Below are 17459 nucleotides of genomic sequence, written 5' to 3'. Positions count from 1 at the left end.
AGTTGATCTGCATAGGTTTAAGGGAGGATATACATAATGAAAAAAGGACGCTTGATTGCGTTTTTCCTTTTCGTTCTATTGATTGGCACGGGCCTAGGCTACTTTACGAAGCCTGCCGCAAACAATATTACGTTAGGATTGGATTTGCAAGGCGGATTTGAGGTGCTGTATGACGTACAGCCTGTAAAAAAAGGTGACAAAATCACAAAAGACGTTCTGGTCAGCACAGTAGAGGCTTTGAACCGCAGGGCGAATGTCCTCGGTGTCAGTGAACCGAACATCCAAATTGAAGGAAATAACCGGATTCGTGTTCAGCTCGCTGGTGTGACAAACCAAAACAGAGCGCGGGAAATTCTGGCGACTGAGGCTCAGCTTTCTTTCAGAGATGCAAATGATAAAGAATTGCTGAATGGTGCGGATCTCGTCGAAAACGGCGCACAACAAACTTATGATAGTACAACAAATGAACCGATTGTCACTATCAAATTGAAAGATGCTGATAAATTCGGAGAAGTGACGAAAAAGGTCATGAACATGGCGCCGAACAACCAGCTTGTTATTTGGCTGGATTACGAAAAAGGTGACTCCTTTAAAAAAGAAGTTCAGAAAGAGAACCCTAAATATGTTTCCGCACCGAATGTAAGCCAGGAATTAAACACAAAAGATGTAAAAATCGAAGGGCATTTTAAAGTCCAGGAAGCGAAAGATTTAGCCAGCATTTTAAATGCCGGGGCGCTGCCTGTGAAACTGACTGAAAAATACTCAACATCAGTAGGCGCACAATTCGGACAGCAGGCGCTGCATGATACGGTATTTGCAGGTATTATCGGGATTGCTATTATTTTCCTATTTATGCTTTTCTATTACCGCCTGCCAGGATTGATTGCGGTGATTACGCTATCAGTTTATGTATACATTACACTCCAGATTTTTGACTGGATGAACGCTGTTCTCACCCTTCCGGGAATAGCCGCACTCATTTTAGGCGTTGGGATGGCTGTAGATGCCAACATCATCACCTATGAGCGGATTAAGGAAGAGCTTAAGCTAGGAAAATCCGTCCGTTCTGCCTTCCGCTCAGGAAACAGACGGTCATTTGCGACGATTTTTGACGCGAATATTACAACCATTATTGCAGCGGTTGTGCTCTTTGTCTTTGGGACAAGCTCTGTTAAAGGGTTTGCGACAATGCTGATTCTGTCGATACTGACAAGCTTTATTACCGCAGTCTTCTTATCAAGATTTCTGCTTTCGCTTCTTGTGGAAAGCAGATGGTTAGACCGCAAAAAAGGCTGGTTTGGCGTCAAAAAGAAACATATTGTGGACATCCAGGACACAGATGAAAATACAGAACCGTATACGCCGTTCCAAAAATGGGATTTTACGAGCAAGCGAAAAATTTTCTTTATTTTCTCAAGTGCAGTTACCGTTGCCGGGATTATTATTCTGCTTGTATTTAAGCTGAATTTGGGCATTGACTTTGCGAGCGGCGCCCGGATTGAAGTGCAAAGTGACCATAAGCTGACGACAGAGCAGGTGGAGAAGGACTTTGCATCACTTGGCATGGAACCTGACACGGTTGTCTTGTCAGGCGAAAAGAGCAATATTGGTGTTGCCCGCTTTGTAGGAGTGCCTGATAAAGAAACCATTGCAAAAGTGAAAGATTACTTTAAAGACAAGTACGGAGCCGAGCCGAATGTCAGCACGGTGTCACCTACTGTTGGTAAAGAGCTGGCGAGAAATGCATTGTACGCAGTAGCCATTGCTTCAATCGGAATCATTATTTACGTTTCCATCCGATTCGAGTACAAAATGGCAATTGCTGCAATTGTTTCACTGCTTTATGATGCTTTCTTTATCGTCACATTTTTCAGCATTTCAAGGCTGGAGGTAGATGTTACCTTTATTGCAGCCGTTCTGACGATTGTCGGTTATTCAATTAACGATACAATCGTTACATTTGACAGGGTTCGCGAGCATATGAAAAAGCGCAAGCCGAAAACGTTTGCCGATTTGAGCCATATCGTAAACCTAAGCTTGCAGCAAACCTTTACAAGATCAGTTAATACTGTATTAACTGTAGTAATTGTAGTCATAACACTGCTGATCTTTGGGGCATCTTCTATTACAAACTTCTCAATCGCTCTATTGGTTGGGCTGTTAACAGGTGTTTATTCATCCCTCTACATTGCCGCGCAAATTTGGCTTGTTTGGAAAGGGAAAGAATTAAAAAAAGGTACGGAACAATAGAGTAACTGTCAGGCTGTCCATTATGGGCAGTCTGATTTTTTTGCGTTTGATTGATCTTAAAATAGACATTTGCTATAATGACATACGCTTACAATTAAACATATAAATGGTGTGAAGAGGATTTGTGACAGGTTTTCATTTATGTGGGAGGGTTTGGCTATGAAGGTTCGCGAGTCGGAGCTGCCGGGTATCGGGCAAAAAGTTGAGATTGTCACCAGAAACCAAGATAAAATATCAATTATTATTCATGACGACGGCAGAAGAGAGCTGTATTATTTTGACGAAAATGATCATGAAGAATGTGTGACATCCGTACAGTTTGATGATGCGGAAGCGAGGCAGATTTCTGCGATTCTGGGCGGGATGGCATATAAACCGAAAGCGTTAGAAACCGTGGAAGTAGCTCTTGACGATTTGATCATAGAATGGTTTAAAGCAGAAGCAGGAGCAGCAGCCGTTCACAAGACCATCGGTGATTTGGACGTGCGGCAGGAATATCAAGCGACTATCATTGCTATATTAAAGAAGAATCAGAAAAAGCAATTGAATCCTGGGTCTGAAACAGTGATAGAAGAAGGAGATACACTCGTCATCTCTGGAGAGAGAGAAGGACTGAAGAGGCTGATTCGTGAAAAATTAACCGCATTGGGGGCTTGACCTCGCGTCAAGCTATGTTTAAAACCAAGGTGAATAGGGAAACTAACCTCAATAAGTGAAGTTTGGGGGGTAATCGAATGAACAAACAATGGACGATTATATTTGCACTTATTTTTACATTGCTTGTCGCTGTTTTCGCAGTCATTAATGTAAGATCCGTAGAAGTTGATTACCTGTTTGGCAGATCAGAGTGGCCGCTTATTCTCGTCATTTTAGGTTCAGTACTGATGGGGGCGCTGATCGTTTTTTCTGCCGGGATTTTTCAAGTCATGAAGTTAAAGAGAGAAATAAAAGAGCTGCGGAAAGAAAACAAAACCGCACAGGACGTGATACATAACAAAGAGGATGCTCATTTGAATGATGTCCAAGCCGACACACAGGATGCATCCGCCATTATTGAGAAAAAAGACTAGTTTTCGAATTATATTTGAAACCCCTCAGCCTGCTCTAGTATAATAGGGTGGTTGAGGGGTGAATTTATGTTAGCGTCAAAAATGCGATGGGAAATCCAGAGACCAGATCAGGAAAAGGTCAAATCACTCACAGAACAATTGGACATAACACCTCTTGTTGCGTCGCTGCTTGTAAAAAGAGGCTTTGATACGGCAGAAAGCGCGAGACTGTTTTTACATACAAAGGATGCCGAATTCTATGATCCCTATGAGATGAAGGGGATGAAAGAAGCGGTTGAACGAATAAAACAGGCGATTTCACAACAAGAACAGATTATGATATATGGCGATTATGATGCCGATGGAGTTACCAGTACGTCAGTGATGCTGCACACTTTGCAAAAGCTGTCAGCGCAAGTTGATTTTTATATACCTGACCGGTTTAAAGAAGGCTACGGCCCCAATGAACAGGCGTTTCGTTCGATTAAAGAACGAGGCTTCTCACTCATTATTACGGTTGATACGGGGATCGCCGCTGTCCATGAAGCGAAGGTAGCAAAGGAACTTGGCTTAGATGTCATCATTACCGACCACCATGAGCCTGGACCAGAGCTTCCGGATGTTCATGCGATCGTTCACCCGAAGCAGCCTGGCTGCACCTATCCTTTTAAGGAGCTTGCAGGAGTGGGAGTAGCGTTTAAGCTTGCCCACGCATTATTGGGCGAATGGCCAGATGAACTTCTTGACCTGGCGGCAATCGGCACCATTGCCGATCTAGTTCCGCTGCATGATGAAAACAGATTAATTGCAACATTAGGTCTCGAAAAGCTCCGGCGGACGAACCGGCTTGGCTTAAAAGAGCTGATTAAGCTCTCAGGCGGAGACATCGGAGAAGCGAACGAAGAAACCGTCGGATTTCAGCTCGCACCGAGACTGAATGCAGTCGGAAGAATTGAACAGGCCGATCCTGCTGTTCATCTGTTGATGTCAGAGGACCAGTTTGAAGCGGAAGAGCTTGCCGCTGAAATCGATCAGCTTAATAAAGAACGGCAAAAGATGGTCAGTAAAATGACGGATGAAGCGATTGAAATGGTTGAACAAGAAGGGCTTAATCAAACTGCGATTGTCGTGGCAAAAGCAGGGTGGAATCCCGGAGTCGTCGGAATTGTAGCTTCAAAGCTTGTAGACCGTTTTTACCGCCCGGCCATTGTCCTTGGAATTGATGAAGAAAAAGGGATCGCCAAAGGTTCGGCACGAAGCATTAGGGGATTTAATTTGTTTGAAAGCCTTTCTGAATGCAGAGATATTCTTCCGCACTTTGGAGGCCATCCAATGGCGGCTGGCATGACGCTGAATGCCGAGGATGTGCCGGAATTGCGGAACAGGCTGAATGAGATAGCTGACCATACGCTTACGGAAGAAGATTTTATTCCTGTACAGGAAGTAGACCTCGTATGCAGCGTGGAGGACATTACGGTTGAAAGCATCACAGAGATGAATCTGCTTTCTCCCTTCGGCATGCTGAACCCGAAACCGCATGTGATGGTAGAAAACGCAGTGCTGGAAGATGTCCGCAAAATCGGGGCGAATAAAAATCATGTCAAAATGACGATTAGAAACGATTCCTCCCAGCTTGACTGCGTCGGTTTCAATAAAGGCGAGCTTGAGGAAAATATTGTGCCCGGCTCAAAAATTTCGATTGTTGGCGAAATGTCGATCAACGAATGGAATAACAGAAAAAAACCGCAGCTGATGATCAAGGATGCGGCTGTTGCTGAATGGCAGCTGTTTGACTTAAGAGGAAAACGCACGTGGAAAGATACGGTTTCCGCCCTTCCGTCTGATAAACGAGTCATTGTCTCCTTCAAAGAAGAAACCAAAGCGCTTCTTCAGTCTGAAGATTTTCGCCATGACGTGCACGTTATCAGTTCTGAAGACCAAGCGAAGGCATGTGAACTTGACAATGCATATATTGTATTACTGGATTCTCCGCCTTCGCTGGACATGCTCGTACGTTTGCTAGAAGGCAAAGCGCCTGAGCGGATTTACTTCATCTTTCTCAATCATGAGGAACACTTTTTATCATCTTTTCCGGCAAGAGACCACTTTAAATGGTATTATGCATTCTTGCTGAAAAGAGGCACTTTTGACTTGAATAAACACGGCTCAGAGCTTGCGAGGCATAAAGGCTGGTCCGTTGAAACAATCAATTTCATGACAAAGGTGTTTTTTGATCTCGGTTTTGTTAAAATAGAGAATGGTGTGCTGTCTGTAATAAGCGGAGCGAAAAAACGCGATTTAACAGACTCGCAAACATATCAAGCAAAACAGCAGCTGATGGAGCTGGATCAAAAGCTGAATTATTCTGCGGCTGAAGAGCTGAAGGAATGGCTGAATAAGCTGATGAAACAAGATTCAGAGGCTTATGAAAGTACGAGGAGGACATAAAACAGATGGATTTAAAACAATACGTAACAATTGTACCGGATTACCCGAAAGAGGGCGTGCAATTTAAAGATATTACGACACTGATGGATAAAGGCGATGTCTATCGCTATGCAACAGATCAAATTGTTGAATATGCGAAAGAAAAACAAATTGATTTGGTTGTCGGTCCAGAGGCACGCGGCTTTATTATCGGCTGTCCGGTTGCCTACGCGCTTGGCGTCGGTTTTGCACCGGTGCGCAAAGAAGGCAAATTGCCGCGTGAGGTCATCAAAGTGGATTACGGTTTGGAGTATGGCAAAGACGTATTAACGATCCACAAAGATGCGATTTTACCAGGCCAGCGTGTGCTTATTACAGATGACCTGCTTGCAACAGGCGGCACAATTGAAGCAACAATCAAACTTGTCGAGGAGCTTGGCGGCATTGTAGCTGGTATCGCTTTCTTAATCGAGCTTTCTTACCTTGATGGCAGAAATAAGCTTGATAATTATGACATCTTAACATTAATGAAATACTAAAGATAACCTCATAAAGGAAAAAGCACTCGATACAGGGTGCTTTTTTCCTATTGTTTTGCATTTATTTGATATATTATTTGGTGATTTGAACTTCTGCTCTTTACATCTATCGTTTTTTTCTTGATAATAAACTACAATACAGTTTACATTTTAAAAAAGGTGATTCCATGGCGAACGAACAAGTATTGACTGCCGAGCAAGTTATTGATAAAGCGCGCAGTTATCTATCCGATGAGCATATCGCATTTGTCGAAAAAGCATACCTGTACGCTGAAGATGCTCATCGCGAGCAATACCGCAAATCAGGTGAGCCTTACATTATACATCCGATTCAGGTTGCGGGAATTCTCGTTGACCTTGAAATGGATCCATCCACAATCGCGGGCGGATTTCTGCATGATGTAGTGGAGGATACTGATGTGACGCTTGATGACCTGAAGGAAGCATTCTCCGAGGAAGTGGCAATGCTTGTGGACGGTGTAACGAAGCTCGGTAAAATTAAATATAAATCTCAAGAGGAACAGCAGGCGGAAAATCATCGCAAAATGTTTGTCGCTATGGCTCAAGATATCCGGGTCATACTGATCAAGCTGGCGGATCGTCTTCACAATATGCGGACACTGAAACATCTTCCCCAAGAAAAACAGCGGAGAATTTCTAATGAAACGCTGGAAATCTTTGCTCCTTTGGCTCATCGCCTCGGGATTTCAAAGATTAAATGGGAACTGGAAGATACGGCGCTCCGTTATTTGAATCCTCAGCAATATTACAGAATTGTCAACCTCATGAAGAAAAAACGCGCAGAACGCGAGCTTTATGTCGACGAGGTTGTCAATGAGGTGAAAAAACGTGTCGAAGAAGTCAACATTAAGGCTGACTTCTCAGGCCGGCCGAAGCATATTTACAGTATCTATAGAAAAATGGTGCTGCAAAATAAGCAATTCAACGAAATTTATGATCTGCTTGCTGTCCGGATTCTCGTGAACAGCATAAAGGACTGCTACGCGGTGCTAGGCATTATTCATACATGCTGGAAGCCGATGCCCGGCAGGTTCAAAGATTATATCGCAATGCCGAAGCCGAACATGTATCAATCGCTTCATACAACAGTTATAGGGCCTAAAGGCGACCCGCTGGAAGTGCAGATCCGCACCTTTGAAATGCATGAAATTGCGGAATACGGGGTTGCAGCTCACTGGGCTTATAAAGAAGGAAAAGCAGCGAGTGAAAGCGCGACATTTGAGAAAAAGCTTTCATGGTTCCGCGAAATCTTGGAATTCCAAAATGAATCAACAGATGCCGAAGAATTTATGGAGTCGCTCAAAATCGATTTGTTCTCGGATATGGTGTACGTCTTTACGCCAAAAGGAGATGTCATCGAGCTTCCGTCCGGTTCTGTCCCGATTGATTTCTCTTACCGGATTCACTCTGAAATCGGCAATAAAACAATCGGTGCGAAGGTCAACGGAAAAATGGTGACCCTTGACCATAAGCTCCGGACAGGTGATATCGTTGAAATTCTCACCTCCAAGCATTCTTATGGCCCGAGCCAGGATTGGGTGAAGCTTGCTCAAACCTCACAAGCGAAGCATAAGATCCGTCAATTCTTTAAGAAACAGCGGCGCGAAGAAAATGTCGAAAAAGGCCGGGAATTGGTTGAAAAAGAAATTAAAAATCTGGACTTTGAAGTGAAGGACGTCCTGACACCGGAGAACATCCAAAAAGTTGCAGATAAATTTAATTTCTCAAATGAAGAAGACATGTATGCAGCGGTCGGCTACAATGGCATCACAGCCCTGCAGGTGGCGAACCGGCTGACGGAAAAAGAAAGAAAACAGCGTGATCAGGAAGAACAAGAAAAAATTGTTCAGGATGTCACTGCTGAGCCTAAACCGTATCCGCAAGGAAGAAAGCGTGAAGCTGGCGTTCGCGTCAAGGGGATCGACAATCTTCTTGTGCGTTTATCGAAATGCTGCAATCCTGTGCCTGGTGACCATATTGTCGGTTTTATTACAAAAGGCAGAGGGGTTTCCGTCCATCGCGACGACTGCCCGAATGTCAAAACGAATGAAGCGCAGGAGCGGCTGATCCCCGTAGAGTGGGAACATGAGTCACAGGTGCAAAAACGCAAGGAATACAATGTTGAGATCGAGATTCTTGGGTATGATCGCCGCGGATTGCTTAACGAGGTGCTTCAGGCAGTGAATGAGACGAAAACAAATATTTCTTCTGTCTCTGGCAAATCGGACCGCAACAAAGTGGCAACCATTCATATGGCTATTTTTATCCAGAACATCAATCATCTGCATAAAGTCGTCGAGCGCATTAAGCAAATAAGGGATATATATTCTGTGCGCCGCGTCATGAATTAAAGGAGTCAGAAAATGAAATTAGTCGTTCAGCGAGTAACAGAAGCAAGCGTAACCGTTGATGGAGATGTGATCGGCCAAATTGGACAAGGCATTATGGTCCTGGTCGGCATCACTCACGATGATACAGAAGAGGATGCTGCTTACTTAGCGGAAAAAATGGTGAATCTTCGCATTTTCGATGACAGTGATGGAAAAATGAATTTGTCGCTTCTGGATACAGGCGGAGAGGTTTTGTCTGTTTCACAGTTTACGCTTTACGGAGATACAAGAAAAGGACGGCGCCCGAACTACATGAACGCCGCAAAACCTGATAAGGCTTTGGGCCTTTATGAAAAATGGAATGACTTGCTTCGTGAAAAAGGAATCAAAGTAGAAACCGGAAAATTCGGCGCTATGATGGATGTAAAGCTCACAAACTCCGGACCGGTTACATTGATTATGGATTCAAAATAAAAAAAGCTGCCAAAAGGCAGCTTTTTTTATTGAAAATATTTCTCCAATCCGCTCTCAATTCCGTCTGTTACTTTTTCTTGGTATGAATTGCTATGTACAATGGCTTCTTCCTGCGGATGGCTTACATATCCTAGCTCGTACAACATAGCGGGCTGTTTGTTTTCGCGGAGCACATAATAATCTCCGAATAGTACCCCGCGGTCAGGAATTGAAGATCGCTTAACCACTTCAGAGTGTACATCTGATGCCAGTTTTTGATCCTTTGCAGGACTGTAGTAATAAGCTGTGCTGCCCCTTGTAGAAGTATCCGCAAAGCTGTCGTAATGAATGCTGATGAAGGCGTCTGCGTTGCGGTAATGAGACGTCGAGACTCGTGACTGTAAGCTGACAAATGTATCATCCTGCCGTGTCACATACACGTCTGCTCCTGCTGATCTAAGTTTGCTGGCCAGCAGTTGCGCCGTTTTGATCGTCAGTTTTTTCTCGAATTGGCCTGAATAGCCGATTGTTCCGCTGTCTTTTCCTCCATGCCCCGGATCGACAACAATCGCTTTATTTTTCAGCGACCCGCTTCCGGAAGCGGAATCAGCGACAGGCGGCTCCCCGGATTCTTTAGCGCTTTTAGACGTCTGCACAACCCAGTTGGCGACATAAGCGGTCTGCCCATTGTCAAGTCTTACTTCATACCAGCTGCCCTTTGATCCGGTAATGGTGTATGCATCGCCTTTGGCTGTGCGTTTAACGATAGAAGCTGACGTTGAGGCATCGCTTCTTAAATTCGTTCCTTCGTATACGATATAGGCTTTTTTGGTACTGTCTGAACTGCTGACATCAGCTGAATTTTCATCCGGGTGAGAACTGGTCACAATGTAATGGCTTGCGACCCAGCCTTTTAGCCCATTCACTTCAATATGGAGCCAGCCGTTTTTCTCTTCGAGGATTGTAAGTTTCGTTCCTCGTGAAAGTTTTGTTATAATCGCTGCATCATGTGAATCGGAGCCTCTGACATTCAGTGAAGAAACGCCAACCGTTCCCGTTGTTGAACCAGATGATTCTGTCTGATCACTTTCCTCAGACGCTGAACTGCCGCTGCCTGATGTGACGTATTCGGAAGATACCCATCCGGTGGAATTTCGATATGAAATCTTGACCCAGCCGGAATCCTTTTCAATCACTGAGGCTTGGCTGCCCTGCGGGAATTTGCCGATGACTTCGTATGATGTACCAGGGCCTGTTCTCATCCGTAAATCTGGATCTGTTGATGTAACAGTTTTACTGCTGTCAGTGGAGCTTGTGCCTGCCTGTTTTTCCTTAGTAATAAGCCAGGAGACAACCCACCCTTTTTCTCCGGAACCAAGCTGTATTTGCACCCAGTCTCCGTCTTCCTTCAAGATGGGGTAGCGTTCTCCTTTTTTCACCTCCGCCATGATGCCGTAGCTAAGTCCCGGGCCGCTTCTGACATTCATTTCATCTGTTGCGATGACCGCTTCTCCCTGAGCGGCTGTAACGGCAGAAAATGGCGGGAAAAGCGCCCCGGCGACGATAATACATACAATAAGAACAAAGTGTTTCTTGCTCATTGTGTCCTCCTTTCTAATGATCTAAAAAAAAGCATTCTTTTTTAATATCGTAAAGTCCTTTCTGATTTTTAAATAAAAATAAAATGATTTGTTTATACTAGGCATAAATACAATGAAAAAGGTGTGCAAATCATGAAATATCATCCAAAAATGGGGCGTGCATTTCACGACGGCGAAGGAAACCTGCATTTCAGTGATCATGCCGATCCAGATACAATTGGTTATCTCACTGAAACGGCAACTGAATTTGGTCTTATGTCCAAAGAAGCATCACAGCAGAAAAACAACCGGAATAAAGCTTGACAGAGTACAGCAATGCCATTATTATAATAGAAATCGAGTACATAATAAATTAAATTGTTGAACCAATAATGGAGAAGAGTAGGTCAGATTGCATGGCTAGAGAGGAACCGCCCCAGGCTGAAAGCGGCTCCCATTGCGTCTTTCTCGAAACAACACTCCGGAGGTTTCCTGCTGAACGCGTGATACCGTCATTAGGCAGTGAACGTGAACCTGCGTTAAAGGATCGAGCGGGAATACAAAAATATTCCAACTAGGGTGGCACCACGGGTATAACTCTCGTCCCTACTATAAGTGTATAGTAGGGGCGGGAGTTTTTTTCATTTTCATCATTGACGATAAATGTATATTTTATAAGGAATACATAGGAGGTCTACACATGGGATATAACATTCCAAGAGGAACACAAGATATTCTGCCTGGAGAATCAGAGCGCTGGCAGTATGTTGAACAAATCATGAGAGACACTTGCCGAACTTATCAATATAAAGAAATCCGCACGCCGATTTTTGAGCATACAGAACTGTTCGCCAGAGGCGTCGGGGAGTCTACGGATATTGTGCAAAAAGAAATGTACACCTTCCAGGACCGCAAAGGCAGAAGCCTGACGCTTCGCCCCGAGGGAACTGCTGCAACAGTTCGCGCTTTTAATGAAAATAAATTATTTGCAAATCCTGTTCAGCCGACAAAGCTGTATTATGTCGGGCCGATGTTCCGTTACGAACGTCCGCAGACGGGCCGTTACCGCCAGTTTTATCAGTTTGGCATCGAAGCGATTGGTTCGAAAGACCCTGCAATAGATGCTGAAGTAATGGCGCTGGCGATGGGTATTTACCAGAAGGCCGGCTTGAAAAACGTCAAGCTTGTGATAAACAGTCTTGGCGATCGGGACAGCCGCAAAAGCTACAGAGAAGCGCTCGTGAAACACTTTGAGCCGCGCATCGAGGAATTTTGTTCAGACTGTCAGTCACGCCTGCACACCAACCCGCTCAGAATTTTGGATTGCAAAAAGGACCGGGATCATGAGCTGATGAAATCGGCACCTTCTATTCTTACTTACTTAAATGAAGAATCAGCCGCTTATTTTGAAAAAGTGAAGCAATATTTAAACGATCTCGGCATTTCTTATGAAATTGATCCTAACCTTGTGAGAGGGCTGGATTATTATAACCATACCGCATTTGAAATCATGAGCAATGCGGAGGGCTTTGGCGCGATTACAACGCTTGCCGGCGGCGGACGCTATGACGGATTGGTCGAACAAATCGGCGGACCAGAGGCGCCCGGCATCGGATTTGCGATGAGCATTGAACGCCTGCTTGCCGCAATTGATGCTGAAAAAAGAGAACTGCCGGTTGACCAGGGAATTGACTGCTATATCGTGACGCTTGGCGAAAAAGCGAAGGATTATTCCGTTTCGCTGGTGTACAAACTGAGAGAAGCCGGCATTTCCAGTGAGATTGATTACGAAAATAAAAAAATGAAAGGCCAGTTTAAAACAGCTGACCGCCTCAACGCCAGATTTATTGCGATTTTGGGAGAGGATGAGCTTGCTCAAAACAAAATCAACGTAAAGGATGCAAAAACAGGCGAACAGATTGAAGTGGCTCTTGATGAATTGATACATGTAATGAAAGCAAACCAAAAGGGATAAGGAGTGGAACGCATTGTTTGGAAGAACATATTATTGCGGCGAAATGACTGAAAAAGCAATTGGCGAATCTGTAACGCTGAAAGGCTGGGTCCAAAAAAGACGGGACCTCGGCGGATTGATTTTTATTGACTTGCGTGACCGTACGGGAATTGTTCAAGTCGTTTTTAACCCTGATGTATCAAAAGAAGCGCTTGCTATTGCGGAAGGCATCAGAAACGAATACGTTCTAGATATTCAAGGAAAAGTGGTTGCGCGCGAAGAAGGCACAGTGAATCAGAATTTGAAAACAGGCGCGATTGAAATTCACGCTGATGCAGTGACTGTATTGAGTGCGGCGAAGACACCTCCGTTTGCCATTTCTGATCAAGCGGATGATGTATCAGAGGACGTGCGTTTAAAATACCGTTACTTAGATTTGCGCAGACCGGCTATGTTTCAAACGATCCAGCTGCGCCATAACGTGACGAGAGCTGCTCGGGGCTTTTTAGATGAAAAAGGGTTTCTTGATATTGAAACGCCGATTTTAACAGGAAGCACACCTGAGGGGGCACGTGACTATTTGGTGCCGAGCCGTGTGCACGAAGGTGAATTCTATGCGCTGCCTCAATCTCCACAGCTATTTAAACAGCTTCTGATGGTCTCAGGCGTTGAACGCTATTATCAGATTGCCCGCTGTTTCCGTGATGAGGACTTGCGTGCGGACCGCCAGCCTGAGTTTACGCAAATCGATATTGAAATGTCCTTTATGAGCCAGGAAGACATTATGTCATTGGCTGAGGATATGATGGCAAAGATTATGCGTGAAACGAAAGGTGTGGAACTCAAGCTTCCTCTGCCTCGAATGACGTATGACGAGGCGATGAACAAATACGGTTCTGATAAACCGGATACTCGCTTTGACATGCTTTTGACAGATGTATCTGACATTGTAAAAGATACTGAATTTAAGGTGTTCTCATCAGCTGTGGCAAACGGCGGTGTAGTCAAAGCCATCAACGTAAAAGGCGGAGCCGGCGATTACTCAAGAAAAGACATTGATGCTCTAGGTGCGTTTGCCGCAAATTACGGAGCGAAAGGACTTGCTTGGGTGAAGGTCGAAGCAGACGGAGTGAAAGGCCCAATCGCCAAATTCTTTGATGATGAAAAGCAGTCTAAGCTAATTGAAGCGCTTGAAGCCGCTGAGGGTGACTTGCTGCTGTTCGGAGCGGATAAATTCGAAGTTGTTGCCGCATCACTCGGCGCCCTGCGCTTAAAGCTTGGGAAAGAACGCGGACTCATTGACGAAAACCTCTTCAATTTCTTATGGGTGATTGACTGGCCGCTTTTAGAGCATGATGCGGAGGAAGGCCGTTTTTACGCAGCGCACCATCCGTTTACAATGCCTGTCCGTGAAGACCTTGAGCTGATTGAAACAGCGCCTGAGGACATGAAAGCACAAGCCTATGACCTCGTCTTAAACGGCTATGAGCTTGGCGGAGGATCGATCCGTATTTTTGAAAAGGATATTCAGGAAAAAATGTTTACACTGCTTGGCTTCACAAAAGAAGAAGCAGCCGAACAGTTTGGATTCCTTCTTGAGGCATTTGAATACGGCGCTCCTCCGCACGGCGGAATTGCGCTTGGCTTAGACCGTCTCGTTATGCTTCTTGCCGGCCGGACGAATTTGAGAGATACCATCGCCTTCCCGAAAACGGCAAGTGCAAGCTGTCTGATGACAGATGCGCCGGGAGAAGTAAGCGATGCACAGCTTGATGAGCTTCATCTTTCTATCAAATCAAAAGTAAAGAACTAAATGTGCAGTTCGATTCTTGAAAATCAAAATCGTCTGTGATATGATTTTGACAAGTTAAATAAAGTCCTGATGTGTTAGTTGTACACCTAGTTTTGACCGAACATTTTTTTGATTTGGGAGCCCGCATTTTTAAATGGCGTACATGCCTCTTTTCATTCGGTAAAGAGGACTTACAAGATTTAAAAGAGGGCACCCACCTGCTGAGAGCGGGTTCAAAACAAAGGAAAGCTGCAACGGCACAATTGGGACTTTATTTTTTATGCGCAGAAAAAACGGCTGTTTGTGTAACAGCCATTTATCATAGGAAAACCAGATTAAGAATGTGGAGTGAGGTTCTTGTTACACCAGTTTTCACGCAATGAATTAGCTATTGGAAAAGAAGGCCTTGAAACGCTGAAAAACAGCACAGTTGCTGTGCTCGGAGTTGGGGGCGTCGGATCGTTCGCAGCGGAGGCGCTTGCACGTTCAGGCGTCGGGCGCATCCTGCTTGTTGATAAGGATGATGTGGACATTACAAACGTAAACCGTCAGCTTCATGCTCTTCTTTCTACTGTCGGTCAGCCGAAAGTAGATTTAATGAAAGCGCGAATTGCGGACATTAACCCTGAGTGTGAAGTGATTTCATTAAAAATGTTCTATACGGAAGAAACGTATGAGCAATTCTTTGAGTATAACCTTGACTATGTGATTGATGCGTCAGACACCATTCATTATAAAATCCATTTAATGAAAGAATGTCTGAAACGCGATATTCCGCTGATCTCCAGCATGGGTGCTGCGAACAAGACAGACCCGACACGTTTCCAAATCGCTGATATTTCTAAAACGCATACGGACCCGATCGCAAAGGTGGTTCGTACGAGACTCCGTAAAGAAGGCATCAAAAAGGGCGTTCAAGTCATTTTCTCTGATGAAAGCCCGATTGTGATCCGGGAAGACGTCAGAAAAGAAGTCGGAAATGACGATGCGAAAATTCGCAAAGCCAAAATGCCGCCGTCCTCTAATGCTTTTGTGCCGTCTGTTGCAGGATTGATTATGGGCGGTCATGTTGTCATGGATCTTTTGAAAGATATTGAAATTAAACGTGTGAAGGATAAATAATGGAATAAAAAACAGCCTTGAAGCATATTCAAGGCTGTTTTTTTATTTTCTTTTTACTAATTTATCGTACACCTGCTTTAACGCAGATTCAAATTTACCAGTCTGCTTCGGTTTGTAATATTGCTTGTTCTTTAAAGGATCAGGGAGGTACTGCTGTTCAACCCATCCATTTTCATAATTATGAGGGTATTTATAGTCGATGCCTCTTCCTAGTTCCTGTGCCCCTTTATAATGCGCGTCTTTTAAATGTTTTGGGACATCGCCGATTTTTCCTGCTCTGATGTCCGCGAGCGCTTCATCGATTGCTAAAATAGCTGAATTGGATTTTGGCGAGAGACAGAGCTCAATGACCGCATTGGCCAGCGGTATGCGCGCTTCAGGGAACCCAATCCGTTCGGCGGTCTGAACTGCGTGCAGCACCCTCGGCCCTGCTTGCGGGCTGGCTAAGCCGATATCTTCATAGGCGATAACCAACAGTCTTCTCGCGATGCTTTCCAAGTCACCCGCTTCAATTAATCTAGCCAAATAATGAAGAGCGGCGTTGGCATCAGAGCCTCGGATCGATTTTTGAAAGGCGGACAATACGTCATAATGCGCATCACCGTCTTTATCGTGAGAAAAACTCTTTTTCTGCAGGCATTCTTCCGCAGTCTCTAATGTAATGTGAATCACGCCGTCCGCAGACTCCTTTGTTGACAATACAGCAAGCTCAAGCGCATTTAAAGCGGAACGGACATCGCCCCCGCATCCTTGGGCAAAATGCTCCATCGCCTGATCATCAATAGAAACGGAGTATGTGCCAAGCCCCCGGTGCTCATCATGAAGAGCCCGCTCCAAAGCCTGTTTAATCAATTCGGGTGTTAATGGCTCAAGCTCAAAAATCTGCGTGCGGCTTCTGATGGCCGGATTTATGGCGTGATATGGGTTAGCTGTAGTGGCGCCGATTAAAATAATCATGCCATTTTCTAAATAAGGCAATAGAAAATCCTGTTTTCCTTTATCAAGTCTGTGGACTTCATCCAAAATCAAAATGACCTGGCCAGACATTTTGGCTTCTTGAGCTACGATCTCCATATCCTTTTTATTGTTAATAACAGCATTCAGCTTGCGGAAAGCAATACTTGTTGAACCGGCAATTGCTGTTGCGATTGAGGTTTTTCCAATTCCGGGCGGCCCGTACAAAATCATCGATGACAAATGTTTTGCCTGAACCATTCTGCCGATAATTTTATCTTCAGCCACCAGATGCTGCTGGCCAATAATATCCTCTATTTTCGTCGGACGCATCCGATATGCCAATGGCTTCATCATCATCTCTCCTTACTTAATTACAGGGTAACGGAAATCCGGAAATTAGAAAAGGGGGAAGCCGCGTTTCCGCCGGCTTCCATGAAAATTCGAACAAGGTATGCTATAATAGCAGTTGGTCTATTATTTAATAAACGGACGAATTATATAGAAATTACCATTATATATGTGGAAAATCATGAAATAACAGAGGTGTTCATGTTGAAAATATCAACTAAAGGAAGATACGGTCTCACCATTATGATCGAGCTCGCCAAAAAGCATGGCGAAGGACCGACTTCATTAAAAAGCATCGCACAGACGAATAATCTGTCAGAGCATTATTTAGAGCAGCTGGTATCACCGCTCCGAAATGCCGGCTTAGTCAAAAGCATCAGAGGCGCTTATGGCGGATACGTATTAGGAAGTGAGCCGGATGCCATTACAGCTGGAGACATCATCCGCGTGCTTGAAGGCCCGATCAGCCCTGTGGAAGTGCTCGAAGACGAGGAGCCTGCCAAACGGGAGCTGTGGATCCGCATACGGGACGCTGTCAAAGAAGTGTTAGACAGCACAACATTAGAGGACCTTGCCAGCTACACAGATGGAGAGCAAGAAGCTTATATGTTCTATATTTAGATCAGAGGTGTAAAAC

General features: G+C 44.6%; 14 protein-coding genes, 1 other RNA gene and 1 other annotated feature. Of the genes, 13 read left to right on the top strand and 2 right to left on the bottom strand.

The window, feature by feature from the left end; translation table 11 throughout:
• Positions 1–36 precede the first annotated feature (36 nt).
• From secDF to dtd, 7 genes are all read left to right on the top strand, one after another.
• Positions 37–2250 carry a protein translocase subunit SecDF gene (gene secDF / locus HC660_RS13425; protein ID WP_029441375.1) on the top strand — a complete coding sequence of 738 codons (2214 nt, stop codon included), beginning with the start codon at positions 37–39 and terminating at the stop codon, positions 2248–2250.
• 159 nt (positions 2251–2409) lie between these two features.
• Positions 2410–2907: a cation:proton antiporter regulatory subunit gene (locus tag HC660_RS13420; protein ID WP_168748349.1), complete on the top strand. Its 498-nt coding sequence runs from the start codon at positions 2410–2412 to the stop codon at positions 2905–2907.
• 77 nt (positions 2908–2984) lie between these two features.
• Positions 2985–3320, top strand: coding sequence for a LapA family protein (locus tag HC660_RS13415; protein ID WP_168748348.1), 336 nt, complete (start codon positions 2985–2987; stop codon positions 3318–3320).
• A gap of 66 nt (positions 3321–3386) precedes the next feature.
• The gene (recJ, locus tag HC660_RS13410; RefSeq protein WP_168748347.1) at positions 3387–5747 is read left to right on the top strand and encodes a single-stranded-DNA-specific exonuclease RecJ; all 2361 of its coding nucleotides are present in this window, start codon (positions 3387–3389) and stop codon (positions 5745–5747) included.
• A gap of 5 nt (positions 5748–5752) precedes the next feature.
• The gene (locus HC660_RS13405) at positions 5753–6265 is read left to right on the top strand and encodes an adenine phosphoribosyltransferase (RefSeq protein WP_010335123.1); all 513 of its coding nucleotides are present in this window, start codon (positions 5753–5755) and stop codon (positions 6263–6265) included.
• A 167-nt stretch (positions 6266–6432) separates the two neighbouring features.
• Positions 6433–8637, top strand: a complete 2205-nt coding sequence (gene relA / locus HC660_RS13400; protein ID WP_010335122.1) for a GTP diphosphokinase — start codon at positions 6433–6435, stop codon at positions 8635–8637.
• Positions 8638–8649: 12 nt separating this feature from the next.
• Positions 8650–9090: a D-aminoacyl-tRNA deacylase gene (gene dtd, locus HC660_RS13395; RefSeq protein WP_168748346.1), complete on the top strand. Its 441-nt coding sequence runs from the start codon at positions 8650–8652 to the stop codon at positions 9088–9090.
• Positions 9091–9116: 26 nt separating this feature from the next.
• Here dtd and HC660_RS13390 read toward each other — a convergent pair whose 3' ends face one another.
• A complete protein-coding gene (locus tag HC660_RS13390) occupies positions 9117–10670 on the bottom strand; it encodes an N-acetylmuramoyl-L-alanine amidase family protein (protein ID WP_168748345.1) in 1554 nt (517 codons plus the stop codon).
• Positions 10671–10802: 132 nt separating this feature from the next.
• Between HC660_RS13390 and HC660_RS13385 the strand changes: the two genes are divergently transcribed.
• From HC660_RS13385 to HC660_RS13365, 5 genes are all read left to right on the top strand, one after another.
• Complete coding sequence (locus tag HC660_RS13385) at positions 10803–10973, top strand: YrzK family protein (protein ID WP_010335119.1); 171 nt, start codon at positions 10803–10805, stop codon at positions 10971–10973.
• A 56-nt stretch (positions 10974–11029) separates the two neighbouring features.
• Positions 11030–11260 (top strand) — a binding site (T-box leader).
• Between the two features lie 89 nt (positions 11261–11349).
• Complete coding sequence (hisS, locus tag HC660_RS13380; protein ID WP_168748344.1) at positions 11350–12624, top strand: histidine--tRNA ligase; 1275 nt, start codon at positions 11350–11352, stop codon at positions 12622–12624.
• 13 nt (positions 12625–12637) lie between these two features.
• The gene (gene aspS / locus HC660_RS13375) at positions 12638–14416 is read left to right on the top strand and encodes an aspartate--tRNA ligase (RefSeq protein ID WP_168748343.1); all 1779 of its coding nucleotides are present in this window, start codon (positions 12638–12640) and stop codon (positions 14414–14416) included.
• 60 nt (positions 14417–14476) lie between these two features.
• A non-coding RNA gene (gene ssrS, locus HC660_RS13370) (6S RNA) lies at positions 14477–14669 on the top strand.
• 83 nt (positions 14670–14752) lie between these two features.
• Positions 14753–15517 (top strand): tRNA threonylcarbamoyladenosine dehydratase, encoded by a 765-nt coding sequence (locus HC660_RS13365; protein ID WP_059293512.1) that lies wholly within the window; start codon positions 14753–14755, stop codon positions 15515–15517.
• A 42-nt stretch (positions 15518–15559) separates the two neighbouring features.
• Here the strand turns inward: HC660_RS13365 and HC660_RS13360 are convergent, their stop codons facing one another.
• Complete coding sequence (locus HC660_RS13360; RefSeq protein ID WP_010335115.1) at positions 15560–16825, bottom strand: replication-associated recombination protein A; 1266 nt, start codon at positions 16823–16825, stop codon at positions 15560–15562.
• Positions 16826–17026: 201 nt separating this feature from the next.
• Between HC660_RS13360 and cymR the strand changes: the two genes are divergently transcribed.
• Positions 17027–17443 (top strand): cysteine metabolism transcriptional regulator CymR, encoded by a 417-nt coding sequence (gene cymR, locus HC660_RS13355; protein ID WP_003225879.1) that lies wholly within the window; start codon positions 17027–17029, stop codon positions 17441–17443.
• Positions 17444–17459 lie beyond the last annotated feature (16 nt).

Source organism: Bacillus mojavensis (assembly GCF_012648005.1).
Classification (GTDB): domain Bacteria; phylum Bacillota; class Bacilli; order Bacillales; family Bacillaceae; genus Bacillus; species Bacillus mojavensis.
This window is presented reverse-complemented; position numbering and strand designations above follow the sequence as displayed.

Bases quoted from the DNA above. Each gene is read 5' to 3' on its own strand.
- secDF (WP_029441375.1), top strand. From the start codon at position 37: ATGAAAAAAGGACGCTTGATTGCGTTTTTCCTTTTCGTTCTATTGATT.
- HC660_RS13420 (WP_168748349.1), top strand. From the start codon at position 2,410: ATGAAGGTTCGCGAGTCGGAGCTGCCGGGTATCGGGCAAAAAGTTGAG.
- HC660_RS13415 (WP_168748348.1), top strand. From the start codon at position 2,985: ATGAACAAACAATGGACGATTATATTTGCACTTATTTTTACATTGCTT.
- recJ (WP_168748347.1), top strand. From the start codon at position 3,387: ATGTTAGCGTCAAAAATGCGATGGGAAATCCAGAGACCAGATCAGGAA.
- HC660_RS13405 (WP_010335123.1), top strand. From the start codon at position 5,753: ATGGATTTAAAACAATACGTAACAATTGTACCGGATTACCCGAAAGAG.
- relA (WP_010335122.1), top strand. From the start codon at position 6,433: ATGGCGAACGAACAAGTATTGACTGCCGAGCAAGTTATTGATAAAGCG.
- dtd (WP_168748346.1), top strand. From the start codon at position 8,650: ATGAAATTAGTCGTTCAGCGAGTAACAGAAGCAAGCGTAACCGTTGAT.
- HC660_RS13390 (WP_168748345.1), bottom strand. From the start codon at position 10,670: ATGAGCAAGAAACACTTTGTTCTTATTGTATGTATTATCGTCGCCGGG.
- HC660_RS13385 (WP_010335119.1), top strand. From the start codon at position 10,803: ATGAAATATCATCCAAAAATGGGGCGTGCATTTCACGACGGCGAAGGA.
- hisS (WP_168748344.1), top strand. From the start codon at position 11,350: ATGGGATATAACATTCCAAGAGGAACACAAGATATTCTGCCTGGAGAA.
- HC660_RS13360 (WP_010335115.1), bottom strand. From the start codon at position 16,825: ATGAAGCCATTGGCATATCGGATGCGTCCGACGAAAATAGAGGATATT.